The following is a 24,319-nucleotide window of genomic DNA, read 5'->3' as shown; positions in this document are numbered from 1 at the left end:
TGACCCCGCCGACCATGACCGTCAACGCAACTGCAAGCTTGACCGACTACGCCTGATCCTTCGCCATCACCCGCAGACCCAACTCGCGCAGCTGCGCCGGGGTTGCTTCGGACGGGGCGTTCATCATCAGGTCCTGCGCCTGTTGGTTCATCGGGAACATGATGACCTGACGGATGTTCGCCTCGTCCGCCAGCAGCATGACGATACGATCGATACCGGCGGCACAGCCACCGTGGGGCGGCGCGCCATATTGGAACGCATTGACCATGCCGCCGAACCGCTTGCGCACCTCGGCCTCGTCGTAGCCGGCGATCTCGAAGGCCTTGAACATGATCTCGGGGCGGTGGTTTCGGATCGCGCCGGAAATCAGCTCGTAGCCGTTGCACGCCAGATCGTACTGGTATCCCAGGACCTCCAGCGGATCGCCGTCCAGCGCCTCCATCCCGCCCTGCGGCATGGAGAACGGGTTGTGGCTGAAGTCGATCCGGCCTTCGTCGTCCTTTTCGTACATCGGGAAGTCAACGATCCACGCGAAAGCGAAGCGGTCCTTGTCGGTCAGGCCCAGCTCATCGCCGATGACAGTGCGCGCGCGACCCGCAACGCCTTCGAAATCAGCAGGCTTGCCGCCCAGGAAGAACGCCGCATCGCCGACTTCCAGACCAAGCTGCTGGCGGATCGCTTCCGTCCGCTCCGGCCCAATGTTCTTGGCAAGCGGACCAGCGGCTTCCATACCGTCGCCCTGATCGCGCCAAAAAATATACCCCATCCCCGGCAGGCCCTGCTCTTGCGCGAACTTGTTCATCCGGTCGCAGAACTTGCGGCTGCCACCCTTGGGCGCGGGAATGGCCCGGATTTCCGTGCCTTCTTTTTCCAACAGCGACGCGAAGATCGCAAAGCCGGATCCGGCGAAATGCTCAGACACCACCTGCATCTTGATCGGGTTACGCAGGTCGGGCTTGTCGGTGCCGTACCACAACGCGGCATCGCGGTAGGAAATCTGTTCCCACGTCTGGTCGACCTTGCGACCGCCGCCAAAGCGCTCGAAGCAGCCGCGGATCACCGGCTCGATGGTGGCGAAGACGTCTTCTTGCTCGACGAAGGACATTTCCATGTCGAGCTGGTAGAAATCGGTGGGCGAGCGGTCGGCGCGGGGGTCTTCATCGCGAAAGCAGGGCGCGATCTGGAAATACTTGTCGAAGCCCGACACCATGATCAGCTGCTTGAATTGCTGCGGGGCCTGCGGCAGCGCGTAGAACTTGCCCGGATGCAAACGCGACGGCACCAGGAAGTCGCGCGCGCCTTCAGGCGAAGATGCCGTGATGATCGGCGTCTGGAACTCGTTGAAGTTCTGGTCCCACATCCGCTGACGCAAATCGCGCACAACGTCCGAGCGCAGAACCATGTTGTTGTGCAGCGTCTCGCGCCGCAGGTCGAGGAAGCGGTACTTCAGGCGCGTTTCCTCGGGGTACTCCGGCTCGCCGAAGACCGGCAGCGGCAGCTCTCCCGCCTGCCCCAGAACTTCGATCCCTCGGCAGTAGACCTCGATCTCACCCGTCGGCAGCTTGGCGTTCACAAGGCTCTCGTCGCGCGCCTTCACCGTGCCATCGATGCGGATGCACCATTCCGAGCGGACCTTCTCCATGTCGGAGAACGCGTCCGAGTCCGGGTCGCAGATCACCTGCGTGATGCCGAAGTGGTCGCGCAGGTCCAGGAACAGCACGCCGCCATGGTCGCGCACGCGGTGCACCCAACCGGCGAGACGCACGGTATCGCCCACGTTCTCTTTCGACAGGGCGGCACAGGTATGGGTGCGGTAGGCGTGCATCTGGCGGATATCCTTCGGGTGCGGGCTGCTGGGCGCGATACACATGTCACCTTGCGGGAAGTCAAGCCGCCCCCGCCTTGACGAATCCGGCCACAGCGCCAGAAATGGTAACCGAAATAAGGGGCTGGGGGCCAAAGCATGTGGGAACGGATTTTCGTGGACATCGTCCACGCGATCGTGAGGGACGGCACGCTGCACGTCACCCTGCCATCGAGCCGCAAGTTCAGCGCCGGATCGGGTGAGCCTCAGATCACCGCTGCCATCACCGAGACAGACCGTCTGGCCAAGATCGTCAAGGATCCCGATCTGGGCACCGGCGAGGGGTACATGGAAGGTGAGCTGGTCATCGAGAACGACGACCTGCGCGGTTTCATGGGCCTGCTTCTGGGCAACATGCGCTCTGGCCACCAGCATTGGATCCAGCGCGCGCATGTGAACGTCGGCAAGCATCTGCGGCGCGTGTCGCAGTTCAATCCGGCCCGGAAATCGCGCGAGAATGTGGCCCACCACTACGATCTGTCCGCCGAACTATACGACATCTTTCTAGACGCCGACCGTCAATATTCCTGCGCCTACTGGCCGACCGACGAGATCACGCTGGAAGAGGCCCAGCTGGAAAAGAAGCGCCACATCGCGCGCAAGCTGCTGATAGAGCCGGGCATGACCGTTCTGGACATCGGCTGCGGCTGGGGCGGCATGGCCATCACGCTGGCCGAAGAGTTCGGCGCGCATGTCGTCGGCGTCACCCTGTCCGAAGAACAGTACAGCCTTGCGAACAAGCGCGTGACCGAAAAGGGTCTGCAGGATAAGGTAGAGATCCGCCTACAGGACTACCGCGACGTGACCGAAACCTTCGACCGGGTCGTGTCGGTCGGCATGTTCGAGCATGTGGGCGTGCCCCACTACGACGAATATTTCGCCGCCGTACGTGAGCGAATGACAGGCGACGGTATCGCCCTGATCCACACCATCGGGCGCATGAATCCACCGGGCATCACCTCTGCCTTCATCGAAAAGTACATCTTTCCAGGCGGCTACATTCCGGCGCTCTCGGAAACCGTCGCCGCCGTCGAACGCCAGCGCCTCGACCAGATGGATATCGAGGTTTGGCGTCTGCACTACGCGAAGACCCTGCGCGCATGGCAGCTGCGATTCGAGGATGGCATCGACAAGGTCCACGCCCTTTACGACGAACGGTTCGCCCGCATGTGGCGCTACTACCTCGTCGCTTCAGAGATGAGCTTCGTCTACGGCCAGCAGGTCGTCTTCCACCTGCAACTGGCCAAGCAGAAGGACTCCGTGCCGATCACGCGGGACTATCTGTACAGCTAGGCCAGCCGCCCTTGCACCCGGTCGACGCGCGCGTATAACCCCGTTCGATTTGACCACTGGGGGCCTTACGATGCCGAAGCGGACCGATATCCAATCGATCATGATCATCGGAGCGGGGCCCATCATCATTGGGCAAGCCTGCGAGTTCGACTATTCCGGCGCACAAGCCTGCAAGGCTCTGCGAGAGGAAGGCTACCGGGTCATCCTGGTGAACTCGAACCCCGCGACGATCATGACCGATCCGGGGCTGGCGGATGCGACCTACATCGAGCCGATCACGCCAGAGGTGGTTGCGAAGATCATTGCAAAGGAAAAGCCCGACGCTCTGTTGCCGACGATGGGCGGGCAGACCGGCCTGAACACCGCGCTTGCCTTGGAAGAGATGGGCGTGCTGGCCGAACACGGGGTCGAGATGATCGGCGCACGGCGCGAGGCCATTGAAATGGCCGAGGACCGTAAGCTGTTCCGCGAGGCGATGGACCGGTTGGGGCTGGAGAACCCAAAGGCCACCATCGTCGCCGCCCCGAAGACCGACACGGGCTACGACATTCGCGAGGGTCTGGATCAGGCCATTGCCGCCATCGAATACGTGGGCCTGCCCGCCATCATCCGCCCCGCCTTCACGCTGGGCGGCACGGGCGGCGGCGTCGCCTACAACCGGGAGGAATATGAGCATTACTGCCGCTCGGGGCTGGAAGCCTCTCCGGTCGCGCAGATCCTGATCGACGAGTCCCTTCTCGGCTGGAAAGAGTTCGAGATGGAGGTCGTCCGCGACCGCGCCGATAACGCCATCATCGTCTGCGCCATCGAAAATGTGGACCCGATGGGCGTCCACACCGGCGACTCGATCACCGTCGCGCCCGCGCTGACGCTGACCGACAAGGAATACCAGATCATGCGTTCGGCCAGCATCGCTGTCCTGCGCGAGATCGGCGTCGAGACCGGCGGATCGAACGTGCAGTGGGCCGTGAACCCCGATGACGGCCGCATGGTCGTGATCGAGATGAACCCCCGCGTGTCCCGCTCGTCCGCGCTGGCATCCAAGGCCACCGGCTTCCCCATCGCCAAGATCGCTGCAAAGCTGGCGATTGGCTACACGCTGGACGAGTTGGACAACGACATTACCGGCGTCACGCCCGCGTCGTTCGAGCCGTCCATCGACTACGTCGTCACCAAGATTCCTCGGTTCGCCTTCGAGAAGTTCCCCGGCGCCACGCCAGATCTGAGCACGGCGATGAAATCCGTGGGCGAGGCGATGGCCGTGGGTCGCACGTTCCACGAGTCGGTGCAGAAAGCACTGGCGTCCATGGAAACCGGCCTGTCGGGCTTCGACGAGATCGATATCCCCAACGCCGACACCGATCCCGCCGCCATCCGCACCGCCCTTGCCCGCCAGACCCCCGACCGCCTGCGCGTCGCGGCCCAAGCCATGCGCCATGGCATGTCGCTGGACGATATCCACGCCGTGACGAAATTCGACCCGTGGTTCCTGGCCCGCATCAGAGAGATCGTCGACGCTGAAGAGACCGTGCGCAAGACCGGCCTGCCCACCGACGAAGACGGGCTGCGCGACCTCAAGGTGATGGGTTTCACCGACGCGCGCCTTGCCCGGCTGACGGGCCGGGATGAGGCGAACGTCCGCCGCGCCCGCCACAACCTTGGCGTCACCGCCGTCTTCAAGCGCATCGACACCTGCGCCGCCGAATTCGAAGCCCAGACCCCCTACATGTATTCGACCTACGAGGCCCCGATGATGGGCGAGGTCGAGGATGAGGCGCGACCGTCCGACCGCAAGAAGGTCGTGATCCTTGGCGGCGGTCCCAACCGGATCGGTCAGGGTATCGAATTCGATTATTGCTGTGTCCACGCCTGCTATGCGCTGTCCGACGCGGGCTATGAAACCATCATGGTCAACTGCAACCCAGAGACGGTCAGCACCGACTACGACACGTCGGATCGCCTGTATTTCGAACCGTTGACGTTTGAGCATGTCATGGAAATCCTGCGGGTTGAGCAGGAAAACGGCACGTTGCACGGCGTCATCGTCCAGTTCGGCGGGCAGACACCGCTGAAACTGGCGAACGACCTGCAGGACGCCGGTATTCCCATACTCGGCACCTCCCCCGACGCCATCGACTTGGCCGAAGACCGCGAGCGGTTCCAGGCGATGCTGAACGAGCTTGGTTTGAAGCAGCCGGTCAACGGCCTTGCGCGTTCGGACGAACAGGCGTTGGAGATGGCCAAGGACGTCGGCTTCCCACTGGTTATCCGCCCCTCTTACGTGCTGGGCGGCCGCGCGATGGAGATCGTCCGCGACGAGGCGCACCTGAAACGCTACATCCGCGACGCGGTGGACGTATCCGGCACGAACCCCGTCCTGCTCGACAGCTACCTGTCGGGTGCCGTCGAAGTAGACGTGGACTGCCTGTCCGATGGTGAAGACGTCCATGTCGCGGGCGTCATGCAGCACATCGAAGAGGCTGGCGTCCACTCAGGCGACAGCGCTTGTTGTCTACCGCCCCACACCCTGTCCCGCGATCTGGTCGAGGAAATGGAACGTCAAGCGATCGCCATGGCCAAGAAGCTGGGCGTCGTCGGCCTGATGAACGTACAGTTCGCGGTGAAGGACGACGTGATCTACGTGCTGGAGGTGAACCCCCGCGCGTCGCGCACGGTCCCCTTCGTTGCGAAGGCCACCGATAGCGCCATCGCCTCCATCGCTGCGCGCCTGATGGCCGGCGAGCCGCTGTCGAACTTCCCGCTGCGCAAGGCCTACCCCGATGGCACCTCGCCCGACGACACGCTGCCGTTGGCCGACCCCATGACGCTGGCCGACCCGCATATGCCGTGGTTCTCGGTCAAGGAATCCGTCCTGCCCTTCGCCCGCTTCCCCGGCGTCGACACGCTGCTTGGCCCGGAAATGCGTTCGACCGGTGAAGTCATGGGCTGGGACCGCGACTTCGCGACCGCCTTCCTGAAGGCGCAGATGGGCGCAGGCGTGGACCTGCCCGACGCAGGCACGGCCTTCCTGTCGATCAAGGAAGCCGACAAGACCGATCAACTGGTCGAGACGGCGCGCATTCTGACGGACCTTGGCCTCTCCATCGTCGCCACCGACGGCACGCACCGCTTCCTTGCCGACAACGGCATCGAATCCAAGCAGGTGAATAAGGTCTACGAAGGCGGGCGCACCATCGTTGACGTCATGAAGGACGGCGGCGTCGATCTGGTGATGAACACCACCGAAGGCGCGCAGGCGGTGGAAGACAGCCGCTCGATGCGGTCCGTCGCGCTGTATGACAAAATTCCCTACTACACCACGCTCGCCGGTTCCCACGCTGCGGCGCTGGCGATACAGGCCCGTCGCGAGGGCGAAATCGAAGTGCGCAGTTTGCAGGGTTAGGATGGGGGCGCTGCCCCCATACCCCCGAGGTATTTAAGGAACGATGAAGAGGGGGCCGCATGGCCAAGCTCTACTTCAACTACTCCACCATGAACGCGGGCAAGTCGACCCTGCTGTTACAGGCGTCGCACAACTACCGTGAGCGCGGGATGGAAACGCGCCTGCTGACTGCGCGGATGGACGAACGCGCGGGCCCCGGGCGAATTGGCAGCCGCATCGGCATCGGCGCAGAAGCAGAGACCTATGGCGAAGAGGATGACCTGTTCGCCCGGATCGAAGGTTGGATGGGCGAGGCCACCATCGCTTGCGTTTTCCTGGACGAAGCGCAGTTCCTGACCGAAGGACAGGTCTGGCAGTTGGTCCGCGCTGTGGACGACCTGCGCGTTCCGGTCATGGCCTACGGGCTGCGGGTCGACTTTCAGGGCAACCTGTTCCCCGGATCGGCGGCGCTGCTGGCTTGGGCGGATGAGATGCGAGAGGTCCGCACCATCTGCCATTGCGGCAAGAAAGCCACCATGGTCGTGCGGCAGGACGCCGACGGCCGCGTGCTGACCACCGGCGACCAGGTACAGATCGGCGGCAACGAGACCTACGTGTCTCTGTGCCGCCGTCACTGGCGAGAGGCGACCGGGGACCGGCCCCGAAACGCCTAGAGACGACGCCTAGAACAAGCGTCCGCCCAGCGGCACATCCTGATCGGGGCTTAGCAACACAACCTCTCCATCCGCATCGGGCACGCCAAGCACCAAAACTTCAGACATGATCGGCCCGATCTGGCGTGGCGGGAAGTTGACGACGGCCAGCACCTGCCGTCCGACCAAGCCATCCACGTCATAGTGCGCCGTGATCTGGGCCGAGGATCGCTTGATCCCCAGATCTCCGAAGTCCACGCGCAGCTTGATGGCGGGCTTGCGCGCCTCTGGAAACGGCTCTGCCTCGACGATCCGGCCCACCCGGATGTCGAGCTTCTGGAAGTCGTCGAAACTCGCCGTCACTTGCCCAGTTCCCGCGACCGCTCTGCCGCTGCCGTTACCGTGCGGTGCATCAGGTCCGGCAGGTCCGCCATCAGAACCTCTAGCCCCGCCTGTGTCGTGCCGTTGGGGCTGGTGACGTCAGAGCGCAGCGTGCCGGGATCCTTGGGGCTGTCTTCGGCCAGCTGCCCTGCCCCGCCGACGGTCGCCTTCGCCAGCGCCATCGCCAGATCAGCGTCCAACCCTTGTGCCTCGCCCGCCTTGGCCAGACATTCGATCATGTGGAAGACGTAGGCCGGACCGGAGCCGGACACCGCCGTAACGGCGTCCATCTGATCCTCGGACTCCAGCCGCACTGTTTGGCCCACGGCGTCGAGCAGGTCGGCCGCAAGGTCCAGCGTGGCCTGCCCCTTGTCGTTCGCCACAAGCGCTGTGATGCCACGACCAACTGCAGCAGGCGTGTTGGGCATGGCGCGGATGACAGGCGTATCTGCACCGAAAACATCTTCGAACGCTGCGATGGTCACGCCGGCGGCGACGGACAGCACGACCGTGTCGCCGTTTCCGTGGGCCGTCACCGTGGGCAGCGCATCGCCCATCATCTGCGGCTTGACAGCGACAAGCAGCATCGCGGGCGCGTCGGGCAGGCCTTCGTTGATGTGAACGCCCGTGCCCTGCAACCACTCGGACGGGTTCGGGTCCATCACCCAGACATCGCCGGGTTCCAGCGCGCCGGCGAGCCAGCCTTCCAGCATCGCCGACCCCATCTTGCCACAGCCCAGCATCGCCAGACCGCGGGTCTTCAGATCACTCATATTCATAATGCACCTCTCGATTCCGCACCAATGTGACGGCGCAGGTCCACAGGTGCAATCAGGACGGTCCGGGAATGCGGATCTCGCGCAGCCATGAGGTCATCTGCCAGCGGATCAGGAAATCGGCGTCATAGGTGCGCCGCTCGATCTCGACCATCTGCGCGGCGGTCCGCACGCGCAACTCGAACGGGCCTTCGCGGGCGTCCGTGTCGATCATCACGACCATCGGCTTTTTGCCCGTCAGCGACGCCGCGAACAGCGCCTGCTGGACAGAGTCGAGCGACGAGCGCTTGTCCAAGCCAACCTCTATCACGTGGGTATCGGTTTCGCAGTCCACGCGGATGCGGTGCAGGTCATAGCCCACGGAATAGGGGTGAGAGACTTCCGGCGTGCCGCCCAGAACAAGGCTGCACAGGATCGCTGCAAGGTCGAGTTCACTGGCCATGCCGAGACACATAGCGCAAATCGCAGCCGGATTAACGAATTATTAACTTTTTACGTTAAGGCCCCCGCAGCGCGCTGCCACGCGCTGCGGGGTGGGGTGGAAGCCAGGGACTTGTTGTTCTTGAGGGGGTGTCGTGTCCGGGGCTTCCTGAGGGGCAGGTCATGCGCGGCCGTAGGCCTCTGCGATTGCGACCTGCATCGCGTCAGCCGGGGCGCGGTTGCCCCAGCAAACCAGTTGAAACGCTGGGTAGAAGCGCTCTGCGTTGTTCACGGCGGCCTCGATCATCCGGTCGATCTGTTCGGGACCGGCGATCTGGCTGCCCTGCAACGCCAGCGCGTAGCGGTAGACCATCAGCTTGGGCTCGGCCCAATAGGTGAAAGCGCCCAGCCAGCATTGGTCGTTGGCGGCGTTCAGAACCTCGTAAAGCTCTGCCATCCGCTCTTCCGGTGGCTCCATCTCGAAGGTGCAGATCAGGCGCAACGTCTCGTCATGGGGTGCCCATGCCAACGTCAGCGAGTAGGTGCGCCATTGGCCCTGCACCGCCATAGCGATCTGATCCTCGGCAACACGGTCGAACTCCCAATCGTAGTGCTCGGCGATATGCTCGACGATGTCGATCGGGTCCAATTCATCGGTGTTGATATACTGCTCGCTCAACGCCATAGCGGCCTCTTTCGTTGGTCCGAAAGCGATTTTCCGAATCGCCCCAAGGACTTGGTGCCTGCTCAAGACCCGGTCGGTCATTCGACCAGCTCTCACAAGATATGGTGTGAGAATGGCGACTCTCTGTAAAGGTTTTATTTAGCGATTCGATCAGTAAGTTGTGGAAAGCCGGGATCACGGTTCCAGATGCTGATTTTCGAATCGTCTAGGGTTTCTCAGGCCGTTCTGTGGATAAACCTGTTCAGAACGCCTTGCGCGCCCGCAGGGCTGCGCCGATCGTGCCGTCGTCTAAATAATCGAGCTCACCGCCCACCGGAACGCCTTGCGCAAGGCTTGTTACAGACAGCCCATCGCGCCCTTCAAGCCGGTCGGCGATGTAGTGTGCGGTGGTCTGGCCATCGACAGTCGCACCCAACGCAAGGATCACCTCGCGCACGTCTTCATCCCCGATGCGCACTTCTAGTCGGGGGATGCGCAACTCGTCCGGCCCCATATCGTCGAGCGCGGACAGCGTGCCGCCCAATACGTGATAGCGGCCCTTGAAGACGCCTGCCCGTTCCATGGCCCACAGATCGGCGACATCCTCGACCACGCAGATTTCGCCCGTCGCGCGGCGCTCATCCCGGCAGATGGCACAGCTATCACCTTCACCGATATTGCCGCAGGTCAGGCATTCGCGGGCTGTTTCGGCAACCGTCATCAGGGCTTGCCCCAGGGGCCGCATCTGCTGTGATCGCTTCTTGATCAAGTGCAGCACGGCGCGCCGGGCGGAGCGCGGGCCAAGACCGGGAAGCCTCGCCATCAGGTCGATCAGGGATTGGATGTCAGAGGGGGCGTCGGTCATGGGTCAGATCCCCCGTTCAGGCACCCGGACCAGAACCGGGTGCGACTCCGGGCAAGTATGCTTGCCCTCTGTCCACTGCGGATCAGCTGCGCCGACCGCTCTAAAACGGCAGTTTCATACCGGGGGGCAAGCCTAGCCCTTCGGTCAGCTTCGCCATTTCTTCCTGCGCGCGGTCAGAGGCTTTGCCCTGCGCGTCCTTGATCGCGGCAAGGATCAGATCCTCGACCACTTCCTTCTCATCGGGATTGAAGATCGACGGGTCGATGTCCAGACCAACCAGCTCACCCTTCGCGGTAGAGGTGGCCTTGACCATGCCCGCGCCGGACTCGCCGGTGACGGTCATCGTGTGCAGTTCTTCCTGCAACGACTCCATCTTACCCTGCATCTCTTGCGCGGCCTTCATCATCTTGCCCATGTCACCCAGGCCGCCCAGTCCTTTAAGCATCACGCTCTCCCGTATCCGAAGTTAACCCTTCAGATACGGGCGGGCATGGCGTCGTGCAAGGTCAGGCGACGCCAAGCAGCGACAGGATGAAGAGTACGACGACGATCAAGCCGACGATGTAGATGATATTGCGGATCATGGGTGGTCCCCCGAAATGTGCAGGCGGCGTGGTGCCGCCCGTTCCAAAGGCTCAACTCACGCGGGCGTCATCGGGTTCAATCTTCTTCGGCGAACGGGTCCCATTCGTCATCGACTTCCGGCAATGCCTCGGCCTGGGCCGCTGCCGCGATCTGTTCAGCCGTGCGGATCGTGATGATCTTCGCCTTTGGAAACGCGTCGAACACCGCCTGCATCATCGGATGGGCGCGGGCGGTGGCCTCAAGCTTCAGCCGTTCGGCATCGCGCAATTCCGCGATGGTGGGATCGCCGCCATCCGCCACGACGGACACGCCCCAACGCACGCCGGTCCAACGTTGCAAAGCGGCGCCAAGCCGGGCGGCTAGGTCGGGCGGCGCGCTATCGGTGGGCGCAAACTCGATCCGGCCAGGCACATAGCTGACAAGACGCACGCCGGTTTCCACGTCGATCAGCAGCTTGGCATCGCGGTTGGCGCGGATCATCTCGACCACCTGCTCGAAGCGGTCATAGCGGGCCAACGCCTCGGGGGCCTGCGCCAGCGCCGTAGCTTGGCCGGACGGGCCAGCGGGACCGCGCGCGACCGGAGCGCTTCCGCCGTTGCCCTGCGGTGCAGAGGGGGCTGGGGCAGCAGGTGCAGGCGGCGTCGCGTCTTTCAGCTTCGCCACCAGATCGCCGGGGCTGGGCAGGTCGGCCACATGCGTCAGCCGGATGATCGCCATTTCCGCCGCCATCATCGCGTTCGGCGCCGCCGACACCTCTTCCAACGCTTTCAGCAGCATCTGCCACATTCGCGTCAGCACCCGCATGGGCAACCGCTCGGCCATATCCCGGCCACGCTCACGCTCATCAGGGCCGATGGTGGGATCATCTACCGCCTCTGGCGTGATCTTCACCACGCTGATCCAATGCGTCACCTCGGCCAGATCGCGCAGCACCGCCAGCGGATCGGCCCCGTCGGCGTACTGCCCCGCGATCTCGGTCAGCGCCCCCGCCGCGTCGCCCTTCATGATCATATCGAACAGGTCAAGGACCCGGCCCCTATCCGCCAGCCCGAGCATGGCCCGCACCTGATCCGCTTCGGTCTCGCCCCCCCCGTGGGCAATCGCCTGATCCAGCAGGGACAGCGCGTCCCGCACGGAGCCTTCGGCGGCGCGCACAATCAGCGCAAGCGCATCATCGGCGACTGTCGCGCCCTCTTGGCCCGCGATCGCCTGCAGATGCGCGATCATAACCTCGGGCTCAATCCGCCGCAGATCGAACCGCTGGCAGCGAGACAGCACCGTCACCGGCACCTTGCGGATTTCGGTCGTCGCGAAGATGAACTTCACATGCGCAGGCGGCTCTTCCAGCGTCTTGAGCAGCGCGTTGAACGCGCTGGTCGACAGCATGTGAACCTCGTCGATGATGTAGATCTTGTAACGCGCAGAGGCCGGCGCATAGCTAACGGTGCTGATGATGTTGTCGCGGATGTCGTTCACGCCTGTCTGCGACGCGCCGTCCATCTCCATCACGTCCACATGCCGCCCCTCGGCGATGGCACGGCACGGTTCGCACTCACCGCAAGGCGACACGGTCGGCCCGCCCTGCCCGTCCGGCCCGACGCAGTTCATCCCCTTGGCGATGATCCGCGCGGTGGTCGTTTTCCCCGTCCCGCGGATGCCCGTCATCATGAAGGCCTGCGCGATGCGATCCGTCTCGAACGCGGATTTCAGCACGCGCACCATGGCGTCCTGACCGATGAGGTCAGCAAAGGTCGCGGGGCGGTACTTGCGGGCAAGCACCTGATAGGCGGGTTGGTCGGCCATGATCCCTCGGGTCATAAGAACGCGCCCAGACTAGACCAGTCCGGGCGCGCCCTCCACCTTCATCGTTCGACAAATACCTCGCAGGGGTCTGGGGGGCGCGAAGCCCCCCAGCGCTCTCACCCCAGCGCCGTGTCACACCGTCCGCAGACGGCGTCATGCTTATGAGATCCCACATCCGGCAGCACTTTCCAGCAGCGCTGGCATTTCTGCCCGTCGGCCCTGGCGAAAACGACAGCCACACCATCCACCTCTGGCAGACGGAACGCCTCGGCAGGCGCGGGATCGGTCGTCAACGTGATGTCAGACGTGATGCACAGCGTGGCGAAGGTCTCTGCATCACGCACCACCTCGGCCAATTCTGGCGAGAGGTGCACAATGGGTGCAGCCTCCAGCGACGCGCCGATCGCCTTTTCGCGCCGCTTCAACTCCAACGCGCCTGTCACCACGCGCCGCACCGCACGCACCTGCTCGGACCGGGCGGCCAGTGCATCGTCGCGCCAGCTTTCCGGCGTTTCGGGGAAGTCGAGCAGGTGGACGGACGACACATCTTCCCCGAACCGCTCCAACCACGTCTCTTCCATGGTGAAGCACAGCACCGGGGCCAACCACGTGACCAGGCGGTGATACAGCAGGTCCAAGACAGTCAGCGCAGAGCGCCGCTCGATGCTGTCCGCCGCGTCGCAATACAGCGCGTCCTTACGCACGTCGAAATAGAAGGACGACAGGTCCACCGTGGCGAAGGTGAACACCTCTTGGAACACTTTTGCGAAGTCGAATCGGCGGTAGCCGTCGCGCACCACGCCATCCAGCACGGCCAGCTTGTGCAGCATCAGCCGCTCCAGTTCCGGCATATCCGCAGGCTCCACTGCCAGCGCCTCGTCGTAATGCGCAACATTGCCCAGGATGAAGCGGATCGTGTTGCGCAGGCGCCGATAGCTGTCCGCCACGCCCTTCAGGATCTCGTCCCCGATGCGCAAATCGCCCGTGTAGTCAGACTGCGCGACCCACAACCGCAGGATATCCGCGCCGTACTGGTCGATGACCTTCTGCGGCGCCACGGTGTTGCCCACCGACTTGGACATCTTGTTGCCCTTGGCATCCAGCGTGAAGCCGTGGGTGACCACGTTGCGATAGGGCGCGCGTCCCATGGTTCCGCAGGCCTGCAACAGCGAGGAATGGAACCAGCCGCGGTGCTGGTCCGTGCCCTCCATGTAAACATCCGCGATGCCGTCCTCGCTCCCGTCCGCGCGGTCACGCAGCACGAAAGCGTGGGTCGAGCCGGAGTCGAACCAGACGTCCAGGATGTCGAACACCTGCTCCCATTCATCGGGGTCATAATCGTCCCCGAGGAAGCGTTCCTTGGCGCCTTGCACATACCATGCATCCGCGCCCTCTTGTTCGAAAACGTCAAAAATCCGTTTGTTGACGGCCTCATCCCGCAGCAAAAAGCCCGGTTCGTCTGGTTTCGCCCCCTTCTTCACGAAGCAGGTCAGCGGCACGCCCCAAGCGCGCTGGCGCGACAGCACCCAGTCGGGCCGGTCAGAGATCATCGCGTGCAGACGGTTCCGCCCACGTTTGGGCGTCCACGTCACCAGCTCATCGATGGACCGCAGCGCACGTTCGCGGATCGTCGTGCCATACTGGTCCTGGCCGTCGCCCACCGCACGGTCGATGGCGGCAAACCATTGGGGCCGGTTCAAACGGATCACCGGCGCCTTCGAGCGCCAGGAGTGCGCATCGGAAATCGTGATACGCTTGCGGGCCAACAGCCGGCCGGTCTCGACCAGCTTTTCGATGACGGCCTTGTTCGCGCCCCCCGGCTTGCCCTTGGGATTGATAACCTCAAGCCCTGCGAAGAACGGCAAATCGGCGCGGTAGGCGCTGTCGTCGCCGTGGTTGTAGGTCATCACCAGCCCGTGCTGCAGGCCGATCTGGAAGTCATCGTCGCCGTGGCTGGGCGCAGTGTGCACAAAGCCCGTGCCCGCGTCGTCGGTGACATGCGCGCCCGGCAGCATGGGCACGTCGTAATCCCACTCGCCCTGACCACCCTCGGCCCCGCGCAGCGGATGCGCGCAAACCAGCGCCTCCAGCTCGGACGTCCGCAGACCGCGCACGCGGCTCCACTGGCCGTCTTCCAGACGGGCGGCAGCCAGCACCTCGGCGGCAAGGTTGTCCGCCAACAGGTAAAGGTCACCCACCGACGCCCAGCATTCGTCTGGTGTCGCGGTGACTTCATACAGGCCGTAGGACACCTCGGGGTTGAAGCAAATCGCCCGGTTCGATGGGATCGTCCACGGCGTCGTCGTCCAGATGATGACGGTCGCCGCCTCCAGCTGTGCCTCGCGCTTCAGGACAGCTTCGGCCTCTGACTCGCGCGCATCGTCCGTGGCCTCTTCCTCGGAAGCGATGATGTCGGCGTCGCGGCTGGCCGAAACCACCGGGAACTTCACCCAGATCGCATCGGTCTGGCGCTCATGGTACTCGACCTCCGCCTCGGCCAGCGCGGTCTTTTCAACCGGCGACCACATCACCGGCTTGCTGCCCTGATACAGAACGCCGTTCATCAGAAACTTCTGGAACTCGGCGGCGATCACGGCCTCGGCGTGGAAATCCATCGTCAGGTAGGGATCAGCCCAGTTGCCGGTGACGCCAAGGCGCTGGAATTCCTCGCGCTGCACATCCACCCAGCCCGCCGCGAACTCGCGGCATTCGCGGCGGAACTCCACCACGTCGACCTGGTCCTTATCCTTGCCCTTGGCGCGGTACTGTTCCTCGATCTTCCACTCGATCGGCAGGCCGTGGCAGTCCCAGCCGGGCACATAGCGCGCGTCATGACCCATCATCTGGTGCGAGCGCACGATCATGTCCTTGATCGTCTTGTTCAGCGCGTGGCCGATATGCAGGTTGCCGTTCGCGTAAGGCGGGCCATCGTGCAGCGTGAAGGGCGCGCGGCCCTTCTTCTCGCGCAGGCGATCATAGACCCCGATCTGCGCCCAGCGCGCCAGCCACTCGGGCTCTCGCTTGGGCAATCCCGCGCGCATCGGGAAATCCGTCTGCGGCAGGAACAGGGTGTCTTTGTAGTCGGGGGTTTCGGGCGTATCGGACATGGGGAAAATCCCGTGTAATGGGCGGTCTGGAACATGCGAAAGGGCGCGAGCAATCTCGGCGCGGGAAACCCGGCAGGCCGATCAGGCCGCCGGGCGCGTAATTCGTATGAGATAGGTCCAGATCATGTCGGCCCCGCTTTTGGCAGGAAGCCCGCGGACGGGCAAGTCACGACCTACGCCTCTGCCGTCTTCGCCTCTGCCACCGAAGTATCCGCCGAGCCAAGGAACAGCCCCAGTGTCTTCAGTCCGGCCACGTTGTCGCAGATCACCTTGACGATCACCAGGAACGGCACCGCCATCAGAGCGCCGGGAATGCCCCAAAGCCAGCCCCAGAACACGACCGTGATGAAGACCGACACCGTATTTAGCTGCAAACTGCGCCCCAGAATGGCTGGCGTGATGATGTTGCCTTCGACCGTTGTGGCAGCAAGGTAAAGCGCGGGGGCCAGCAGTGCGGCGCCCAGCGGCTCGATCATCAGGAGCGCGTAAAGACCCACGAGGACCACGCCCGCGATAGCCCCGATGAACGGCAGGAAGTTGAAGAGGAACGCGACGAAGCCCCAGATGTACGCGTTCGGCAAGCCGATGGCCCACATCAACAGAAAGACGATGACACCCAGACCGGCGTTGATCAGCGCGATGGTCAGGAGGTAACGAGAGATCGCGCGTTCGACCCCATAGACGATGCGCAGAGCCCGCTTCTTCTCGCTCAACTTAGGGTAAGCCTCGACGATTTTCGCGTAGAACATCTCTCCTGACGCCAGGATGAACAGGGCCAGCACCAGAGATACCGCGATGGTCGTGCCGGCCGTGGCCGCGGCACTCGCCGCGGAATTCAAAAGGCCCGGCTGTTCAACGGCGACGCGTTGCACCGTGTCGTCGCCCTGGGTGATCTCTTCAGCCTGGTCGGCAGCCTCTTTCACCTTTTCGACCGACGCGAAGACGCCACGCAGTTTTTCTTCTAACCGCACCCCCATTTCGGGCGCGCTTTCGATCCATGTCGAAACCGGGCCGGACATTGCGTAGCCGCCGGCCGCCAAGCCCGTTCCCAAGCCGAAAATCAGAACCACGGCGGTCAACGGCGGCGGGACCTTGAGTCGGGAAAAAAACCGCACCAAGGGCGACAACGTCAATGCCAGCATCACACCAAGGATGATCGGCAGGATGACGTCGCGTGCGAAAAACAACGCGATGGTGACGCCGATCAAGACCAGAACGATCACGAGCCCCCGGATGCGCTGCAACTCGCGCACCGTCGCGGCGCGCGCCAGTTCGGGCGCAAGCGTGTCTGGATCGATGGGATCAGGATTTACGACGGGACGGTCCAAAGAATGCGTTCACTTATGCAAGAGGCCAACAGCCACGAACGCGACAAAGTGCCGCCGGTTCCATCGCACCGACTTTCCGCAACAGATGCCTCTGTCCGTCGGAGCTAAGTATCAGTCTTTCCGGCTTTGCGGGAAAACCCCCGACAGCGCCCGCCCGATCAGCTTATGCACCTGCGGCTTCTTCGCTGCCACGAAGGGCAACGGGCGGCAAACTTCGATCGCCGCCACACCGACCCGTGCGGTCAGCGCACCGTTCACGATGCCCTCGCCGAACCGACGCGACAACCGCGCCAGCACCGATCCTCCGGCGATCGAGCCGATCAGATCATCGCCCACCGCCACGGCCCCCGTCGCCACCAGATGCGCGAACACCGCCCGTGTCAGCCGCCAGGTGCCAAGCGACCCCGCGCGACCGCCGTAAATCTCTGCAATCCGTCGGATCATCCGCAGGTTCGAGACCGCAGCCGCTGCCACATCCGCCAGCGCCAAGGGCACCACTGCCGTCACCGCCGCGACCTGACGCGCCGCCGCCTCGACCTCGGCCCGCGCGGCGTCATCAAGCGGGGTCAGCAGCTCGGTTTCGGCCAGGCCCAGCAAGGCATCCGCGTCAAACACGTCGCCCCGCCGTTCGGCGAACCGCTCGCGCTGCCAATCCAGCGCGTCGCGCCCGGAATAAAGTGCCACGATGCGGTCCGCGACGCCCTTGGCCGCATCCAGATCCTGCGCCGCGATCGCCGCCGTCGCATCCGCTTGGACCCGTCCGACGCGCTTCAGGCGCGACAGCGCCAATAACTCGCGCAGGACCAAGCCCAGCGAGGTGATCGCCACGCCCGCCACCAGTACGGTCGCGATTCCACCCAAGATGGCAGAGCGCGCCAGCATCGCATCCACCGCCGACCATGCCGCAACGGACAACAGGAACACGAACAAGGCCCCCGACAACCGCCAGAACCACGTTCCCAACGCCGACCGGGGCCGCGCCGCCAAGGCCGCCATCGTCCGCATCGCCCGCCCGTCCGCAGGCACGTCGCTGTCGGGAACCGGCAACGCCTCGGCCGGTCCCGGCCCTTCAAAAGCGTCGTCCTCGATCAGAACTGGGCGTTTCACCATGCCATCGACTTTCTAAAGTTACTCATAACCGATCCCCGATCAGAAACTCCGCCGCACGGTCCAGCCGAATATGCGGCGGCCCCTCTCCGGGCTTCAGCGCCCCCCCCTGCGGCACGAAGGTCATCGCCGCGAAATCGCCGTCCAGCCAAGCCGTCTCTCCTCGACGTCCCTGACTGAGCAACGCCTGCGGATCATCGGGCAGCGCCCCCGGCCAGAACGCCGCGCGCTTGCCCGACTCCAGCACCCCGCGCACCATGTCCAATTCCTCGCCCTCATGCGTCATACGGTCCTCGGTCGTCGCGCGTAGCGACGCCAGCGCCATGGAAGACACGCGGGCGCCTGCATACTCCGCCCGCCGCTTCGCATCCTCGACCAATGCCTCCATGATCCGCGTCAACTGCCCGTGTTGCGCGTGGTGCAGATGGTCTGCCTTGGTCGCAGCGAACAGGATCTTCTCGACCCGCTTGCCCCGAAAAATCTCGGTCAGAAACGCATTCCGACCGGGCCTGAAGGCCGACAGAATATCCGTCATCGCCACCCGCAGATCGTCCACCGCCTGTGGTCCCGCATGGATCGCGCCCAGCGCATCCACAAGCACCACCTGCCGATCGATCTGCGCGAAATGCGCGCGGAAAAACGGGCGCACGACCTCGCGCTTGTAGGCCTCGAACCGCCGCTCGAACTCTTTTCCCAACGATCCACGACCGCCCCCTTCGGGCAATGGTGCAAAGGTCAGCGCGGGCGATCCGGCCATCTGCCCAGGCAACAGGAACCGCCCCGGAGAGCAGTCCGAATAGCCCGCATCCTTGGCCGCCCGCAGATAGCCTGTCCACGCTTCAGCCAACCGCTTGGCCAGCCCTTCGTCCATCTTGGCCGTCGGATCGACGCCTTCGACCAGTTCCACGAACGCCGCCCCTTGCGCGCGGGACCGCGCCCGCACCAGCGCGCCTTCGGACCACTCCGCAAAGGATTTTTCCAGCAACCCCAAGTCCAGCAACCACTCGCCGGGATAATCCACGATATCCAGATGCAGGACCCGCGTGCCGCGCATCCCCGCCAGCAGCCCCGTCGGCTGCACCTTCAGCGACAGGCGCAACTCGGACACCGCACTCGTCGACTCGGGCCATTGCGGGTCGGCCCCGGTCATCGCGTCCAGATGCGTCTCATAGTCGAACCGGGGCAGCGTATCGCTGGGCTGAGGCTGAAGATACGCCGTCCGGATCGACCCGTCCGCCGCCGCGCGCAGCCCGTGCATCCGCCCCCGATCCAGCAGGTTCGCGACCAGCGACGTGATGAACACCGTTTTGCCCGCGCGGCTCAGGCCCGTGACGCCCAGCCGGATCGTGTTGTCGGAAAACCGCCCCGTCACAGCGCGCCCCAGCCCACCGATCCGTGTCGTCACCCCGTCCACCAACTCGCCGATCATGCCTGCCCTTTCCTGCCGTCGATGCACAGATAGGCGTGGAAAGGGTCTGCCGCCATGTTTTCAGCGTTCCGCAAATACCTCGGGGTGAATTGGCCAAGGGCCAAAAGGGGCAGAGCCCCTCAGCCGAACGGATCTTCTGGATACACCACGCCCACCAGATACAACCCTTCCGGCGGCGCCACCGGCCCGCAGGCCGCCCGTTCCCGCGCCTCTAACGCCGCCGTTACATCGTCAGGCGACCATGCCCCGCGACCGACGCGCTCCAACGTACCTACAAAGCTGCGCACCTGATTGTGCAGAAACGACCGTGCCTCGACATGAAATCGAACCTCATCCCCATCCACCTCGACCACCAGGCGATCCAGAGTCTTCACCGGAGACTTCGCCTGGCACTGCACCGAGCGAAACGTCGTGAAATCATGCTGCCCGAGCAACCGATCCGCCCCCGCCTGCATCGCGCCCGCGTCCAGCGGGTGCCGCACCCACCACGCCAGGCCCTTGTCGTGCACCAACGGCGCGCGCCGGGACACCACGCGGTACAGATAGCGTCGCCCCACCGCACTGAACCGCGCGTGCCAATCGTCAGCCACCCGCGCGCAGGCCACCACCGCAACCGGCGCGGGTTTCAGGTGATAGTTCACCGCCTCCATCAGCCGGAACGGGTCCCAGTCGCGCGCCGTATCCGCATGGGCCACCTGCGCTGTCGCATGCACCCCGGCATCGGTCCGCCCGGCCGCGGCGATAGAGGGCACGTCGTCTTCCAGCCGCGCCAGCGCTGCTTCCAACGCGCCTTGGACAGAGGGCTGGTCCACCTGCCTCTGCCACCCCGCAAAAGGTGCGCCGTGATATTCGACCTTGAACGCGTAACGCGGCATCGCCCTAGCCCTCTACCTTGGCAGCCAACCGCCAGAACCGGCGCTGCAATGCAACGGCCGCGACGCTCAAACCGCCCGCCATGCCCAGCCAGACCCCGACGCCGCCCATGCCGCCCGGAAAGCCCAGCAGATAGGCCAGCGGGATGCCGATCACCCAGTAGCTCAGCGACGCGATCCACATGGGTCCGCGCGTGTCCTGCAACCCGCGCAAGAAGCCCATCGCCATGACCTGCGCGGCATCCACCAACTGGAACGCCGCCGCAGCCGCCAACAGCCCGATCCCCATGGCAACCACGGCCGCACGGCTCTGCTCATCCGCGCCAAGGAACAAACCGATCAGCGGTTCGGGCAGGACCACCAGCACGACCAGGGTCGGAACGGCAACGCCCGCCGACAGCCAAAGCGCAACGCTCGCCGCCCGCTGCAGACCAGCGGCATCATCGCGCCCTAGAGCGTTGCCGACCCGGATCGTCGCCGCCTGACTCAACCCAAGATGCGCCATGAAGATGACTGATATGATCTGCATCGCGATCCCATGCGCCGCCAGCGGCACCGTTCCCAGCCAACCCATCATCACCGCCGAGGCTGAGAACAACCCAGCCTCGGCCAGCGTCGCCAATCCGATGGGCCAGCCCAAGGCGAAGACGCGCCCCATCGCGGACCAATCGGGCCGCCACAGGCGGGCGAAGATCGCATGCTCGGGCGTCGTGAGCGCCGCATAAATCGCTAGCGCCCCGAAGGCCGCGCCGGTCGACACGACCGACCCGATGGCCGCCCCCGTCACCCCAAGCTCCGGCGCGCCCCACGCTCCGAAGATCAGCGCATAGTTCACCAACCCGTTCAGAACCAACGCAGCCGTCATGGCCCAGAACTGAGCCCGCGTGCGTCCCAGCCCCGACAAGTAAGCTCGCACGACCATCAGCCCCAGTGCCGGGAAGATCGACCAGCCTTGCACGAACAGATACTGCGCCGCGATCCGCGCCGTTTCCGGCTCTTGCCCCATCGCCAGAAACACGGGGCCGGACAGCAGGAACAGCGGCATCACCAGCGCCCCGAACCCCGCCGACAGCCACAGCGCCATGCGTGTCACCCGACGCACGTCGGTGACCTGCCCGCGCGCATCGGCTTCGGCCACCACCGGCGTCACGGCCCAGCCGAAGCCCGATCCGAACAGCAGCGCCAGTGTGAACAGCGTCGATCCCAGCACCTGCCCGGCCAAAGCCACCACGTCATAGCGCCCCAACATGACCGCATCGGTCAGTTGGATCGCCATCTGCGCGACCAGACTGCCGATCAGCGGCACGCCCAACGCCAGCGTCCGGCGGATATGCGTCGAAAAATCCATCCGACGCCCCTAGCGCCGCGCCACACCCCGGCGCAACACCAGCCGTTCTTTGTTTTCACAAATACTCATGGCCGCCGCTCAGACCTCATCGCGCCACGAATGCTTCGGCGCGTAGCCGAGCAACTCCTTCGCCTTCTCGATGGAGTAGAACGTCTCGAACTCGCCCATCTCGCGCTTGCGCTCCACACCGCTGTAGAACTGCTCCGCCACGTCCGCCGAGGGCATCGTTACGGACGTGTCCGCGTTAGCGATGTTGAACACTTCGAAGCCCAACCCGTCGGTCTTCAACATCCGATCCACCGCATGGCCCAGATCGCGCGCGTCGATGTAGGCGAAGATGTTGCGGCGGCGCTGGCCTGCCTCTTCGAACGGAAACATCTCGGCGTATTCATGCGGCTCGATCACGTTGTTGATCCGGATGCCATAGACATCCGCGCCAGATCGGTGCTGGAAGCACTGCCCGCAAACCTCGTTCGCGACCTTCGACATGGCATAGCTGTCACCCGGCACGACCGGATGCTCTTCGTCGATGGGGTAGTACTCCGGTTTGCGCTCCCCATCGGCGAAACAGATGCCGTAGGTCGTTTCCGAACTGGCGAAGATCACCTTGCGGATGCCCAGGCCCAAAGCGGCCTCCATCACGTTGTAGGTGCCCATCGTGTTCACGCGAAACGTCTCGTGATCGGGCGCAATCATGATCCGCGGGATCGCCGCGAAATGCACGACGGCATCATAGGGCCGCACGCCCGTGCCGTCCTCCAGTTCGTCGAAGTCAGCGGGCTGCGTGAGCGCGCCCCAGACCTGCCCGGCCTCGGTCAGATCGCCGGTCAGGTTCTTCACGCCGGGCACGTCCAGCGGCACCTTGTCGAAGTTCGTCACTTCATGACCCTGTTCGATAAGGTAAGGCACCACGTGCTTGCCCGCCTTGCCGCTACCACCCGTGAAAAGAATACGCATATCGGTTCTCCCTTTGCCGTCGGCGGGGAATGTAGGCCGATGATGCGGCAAGAGTAATCTTCGCAAGAACAAGACACATAACGTCATTTGCAAAAGCGGGCCGCGCGCCCGATTCCCTGCGCATGACCGACACACGCCCAGCCCGCATCGCCGCCACCGCCGCCTTTTGCCTGAACGGACTTCTGTTCGGCATTTGGGCCGCGCGTATCCCCGCCTTCGTGGACCGCTTCGCGCTCGGCCATGACACGCTGGGCCTTCTGCTTTTGTGCATCGCCGGCGGCGCGATCATCGCTTTCCCCCTTTCAGGCCGCGCGTCCGACCGGATCGGAGCCGCCCGCCTGACGCGCGTTCTCGTCCCCGTACAAATCATCGCCCTACTGGCCTTGGCGCTGATGCCGCAGGTCTGGCTACTGGCCCCCGCGCTGGTCATCTTCGGCGCGGCCTACGGTGCGACCGACGTGGCGATGAACGGCTGGGCGACAGAGGTCGAGGAACAGCGCGGCAAGCCCATCCTGTCGTCGTTCCACGCCGCGTGGTCTCTGTCCGGCGGCATCGGCGCCGTCACGGGTCTGGCCCTCTCCGGGGTCGCGCCGCTTTACCACTTCGCGGTCATCGGACTGCCCGCCGCCGCCCTGACCTACTGGCTTTGCCGCACGCCATGGAACAGCCGCATCAGCGAAGACGGCCCCGTCTTCGCCCTGCCGCGCGGCCCGCTGGTGCTGGTGGGCATCGTGGCGCTGTCCAGCGCGCTCGCCGAAGGTGCGGTCGCGGACTGGAGCGCGCTTTACCTGATCGAAGCGCTCTCGCAATCCGAGTCCCGCGCGCCTTTGGGATACGCCTGCTTTTCTGTCGCCATGGTCGTGATCCGCCTGATGGGGGATCTCCTGATCGAACGCCTCGGCCCGATCACCGCCACCCGCACCAGCGGGATCGCAGCGGTCACCGGCGCGACGATGATCGCGGCGGCCCCGTCGGTCGCTGTCGCCCTGCCCGGTTTCGTGCTGCTGGGCCTTGGCCTTGGCGTGATCTTCCCGCTCGCCTTTAGCCGGGCCGCTGCCTCGAAAACCATGCCAGCAGGCCAGGCCATCGCCGCCGTCGCAACGCTGGGCTACGGCGGCATTCTGATCGGCCCACCCCTGATCGGCGCGGTCGCAGCGCTGACCTCGCTGCGGTTCGGCATGGGCGTTCTGGCCGTGCTGGCTATCCTGATGATCGTCTTCGCAAGCGCCATGCGCCCCGCTGCGCGCTAGTCGCCCGCCCGGTCCCGCGTCATGAAGCGCCGCGCCTCGGCCACCGTTAGCGGTCGCGGCTGCACCCCCGGTGTCCACAGCGCCATCCACTCGGGCCGATCCTGCGTCGACATCCCGCGATAGCGAAACCGTGACGTTCGAACGGACGCAAAGCGCATCGGCGCCGCATCGGGCACTGTGGGGGGGCGAAGTTGCTTCATGCCGCCACTGTGCCAGAGAAACCTGACCAAAAGAC

General features: G+C 64.4%; 19 protein-coding genes. 4 read left to right on the top strand and 15 right to left on the bottom strand.

The annotated features are described in order from the left end of the window. Positions 1–46 precede the first annotated feature (46 nt). Positions 47–1,825: an aspartate--tRNA ligase gene (gene aspS, locus FIU81_RS01525; protein ID WP_124111163.1), complete on the bottom strand. Its 1,779-nt coding sequence runs from the start codon at positions 1,823–1,825 to the stop codon at positions 47–49. 138 nt (positions 1,826–1,963) lie between these two features. On the opposite strand from aspS, the gene FIU81_RS01520 reads away from it, so the two are divergent. From FIU81_RS01520 to FIU81_RS01510, 3 genes are all read left to right on the top strand, one after another. After that, positions 1,964–3,157 (top strand): SAM-dependent methyltransferase, encoded by a 1,194-nt coding sequence (locus FIU81_RS01520; RefSeq protein ID WP_124111018.1) that lies wholly within the window; start codon positions 1,964–1,966, stop codon positions 3,155–3,157. A gap of 70 nt (positions 3,158–3,227) precedes the next feature. Then, positions 3,228–6,560, top strand: a complete 3,333-nt coding sequence (gene carB, locus FIU81_RS01515; protein WP_124111019.1) for a carbamoyl-phosphate synthase large subunit — start codon at positions 3,228–3,230, stop codon at positions 6,558–6,560. A 59-nt stretch (positions 6,561–6,619) separates the two neighbouring features. Continuing rightward, the gene (locus FIU81_RS01510; protein ID WP_124111020.1) at positions 6,620–7,213 is read left to right on the top strand and encodes a thymidine kinase; all 594 of its coding nucleotides are present in this window, start codon (positions 6,620–6,622) and stop codon (positions 7,211–7,213) included. Positions 7,214–7,222: 9 nt separating this feature from the next. Here the strand turns inward: FIU81_RS01510 and FIU81_RS01505 are convergent, their stop codons facing one another. From FIU81_RS01505 to FIU81_RS01440, 14 genes are all read right to left on the bottom strand, one after another. After that, entirely contained in the window at positions 7,223–7,555 is a 333-nt protein-coding gene (locus FIU81_RS01505) for a tRNA-binding protein (RefSeq protein ID WP_124111021.1), read from the bottom strand. Beyond that, positions 7,552–8,352 carry a pyrroline-5-carboxylate reductase gene (gene proC / locus FIU81_RS01500; RefSeq protein WP_124111022.1) on the bottom strand — a complete coding sequence of 267 codons (801 nt, stop codon included), beginning with the start codon at positions 8,350–8,352 and terminating at the stop codon, positions 7,552–7,554. The genes FIU81_RS01505 and proC overlap by 4 nt, the downstream gene beginning before the upstream one ends. A gap of 52 nt (positions 8,353–8,404) precedes the next feature. Next, a complete protein-coding gene (locus FIU81_RS01495) occupies positions 8,405–8,791 on the bottom strand; it encodes a hypothetical protein (protein WP_124111023.1) in 387 nt (128 codons plus the stop codon). 159 nt (positions 8,792–8,950) lie between these two features. After that, positions 8,951–9,454, bottom strand: coding sequence for a YbjN domain-containing protein (locus FIU81_RS01490; protein WP_124111024.1), 504 nt, complete (start codon positions 9,452–9,454; stop codon positions 8,951–8,953). A 241-nt stretch (positions 9,455–9,695) separates the two neighbouring features. Then, positions 9,696–10,298 carry a recombination mediator RecR gene (gene recR, locus FIU81_RS01485; protein ID WP_124111025.1) on the bottom strand — a complete coding sequence of 201 codons (603 nt, stop codon included), beginning with the start codon at positions 10,296–10,298 and terminating at the stop codon, positions 9,696–9,698. A gap of 100 nt (positions 10,299–10,398) precedes the next feature. Next, a complete protein-coding gene (locus tag FIU81_RS01480; protein ID WP_124111026.1) occupies positions 10,399–10,743 on the bottom strand; it encodes a YbaB/EbfC family nucleoid-associated protein in 345 nt (114 codons plus the stop codon). Positions 10,744–10,958: 215 nt separating this feature from the next. Next, positions 10,959–12,686: a DNA polymerase III subunit gamma/tau gene (locus FIU81_RS01475; RefSeq protein ID WP_124111027.1), complete on the bottom strand. Its 1,728-nt coding sequence runs from the start codon at positions 12,684–12,686 to the stop codon at positions 10,959–10,961. Positions 12,687–12,802: 116 nt separating this feature from the next. Further along, positions 12,803–15,793, bottom strand: a complete 2,991-nt coding sequence (gene ileS, locus FIU81_RS01470) for an isoleucine--tRNA ligase (RefSeq protein ID WP_124111028.1) — start codon at positions 15,791–15,793, stop codon at positions 12,803–12,805. A 173-nt stretch (positions 15,794–15,966) separates the two neighbouring features. After that, positions 15,967–17,121 (bottom strand): AI-2E family transporter, encoded by a 1,155-nt coding sequence (locus FIU81_RS01465; RefSeq protein ID WP_254695967.1) that lies wholly within the window; start codon positions 17,119–17,121, stop codon positions 15,967–15,969. Positions 17,122–17,232: 111 nt separating this feature from the next. Further along, a complete protein-coding gene (locus tag FIU81_RS01460) occupies positions 17,233–18,231 on the bottom strand; it encodes a YcjF family protein (protein ID WP_124111029.1) in 999 nt (332 codons plus the stop codon). A 22-nt stretch (positions 18,232–18,253) separates the two neighbouring features. Next, positions 18,254–19,657, bottom strand: coding sequence for a YcjX family protein (locus FIU81_RS01455; protein WP_124111030.1), 1,404 nt, complete (start codon positions 19,655–19,657; stop codon positions 18,254–18,256). Positions 19,658–19,776: 119 nt separating this feature from the next. Then, positions 19,777–20,532 (bottom strand): tRNA pseudouridine(38-40) synthase TruA, encoded by a 756-nt coding sequence (truA, locus tag FIU81_RS01450; RefSeq protein ID WP_124111031.1) that lies wholly within the window; start codon positions 20,530–20,532, stop codon positions 19,777–19,779. Between the two features lie 4 nt (positions 20,533–20,536). Beyond that, positions 20,537–21,877, bottom strand: coding sequence for an MATE family efflux transporter (locus FIU81_RS01445; protein WP_124111032.1), 1,341 nt, complete (start codon positions 21,875–21,877; stop codon positions 20,537–20,539). 78 nt (positions 21,878–21,955) lie between these two features. Next, positions 21,956–22,834, bottom strand: coding sequence for an NAD-dependent epimerase/dehydratase family protein (locus FIU81_RS01440; protein WP_124111033.1), 879 nt, complete (start codon positions 22,832–22,834; stop codon positions 21,956–21,958). 122 nt (positions 22,835–22,956) lie between these two features. Here FIU81_RS01440 and FIU81_RS01435 point away from each other — a divergent pair, with 122 nt between their 5' ends. Beyond that, positions 22,957–24,084: an MFS transporter gene (locus tag FIU81_RS01435; protein ID WP_124111034.1), complete on the top strand. Its 1,128-nt coding sequence runs from the start codon at positions 22,957–22,959 to the stop codon at positions 24,082–24,084. Positions 24,085–24,319 lie beyond the last annotated feature (235 nt).

This window comes from Palleronia sp. THAF1, assembly GCF_009363795.1.
In the GTDB taxonomy this organism is placed as follows: Bacteria; Pseudomonadota; Alphaproteobacteria; order Rhodobacterales; family Rhodobacteraceae; genus Palleronia.
The sequence above is the reverse complement of the archived record's forward strand: the minus strand, read 5'-3'. Positions and strand labels throughout refer to the sequence as shown.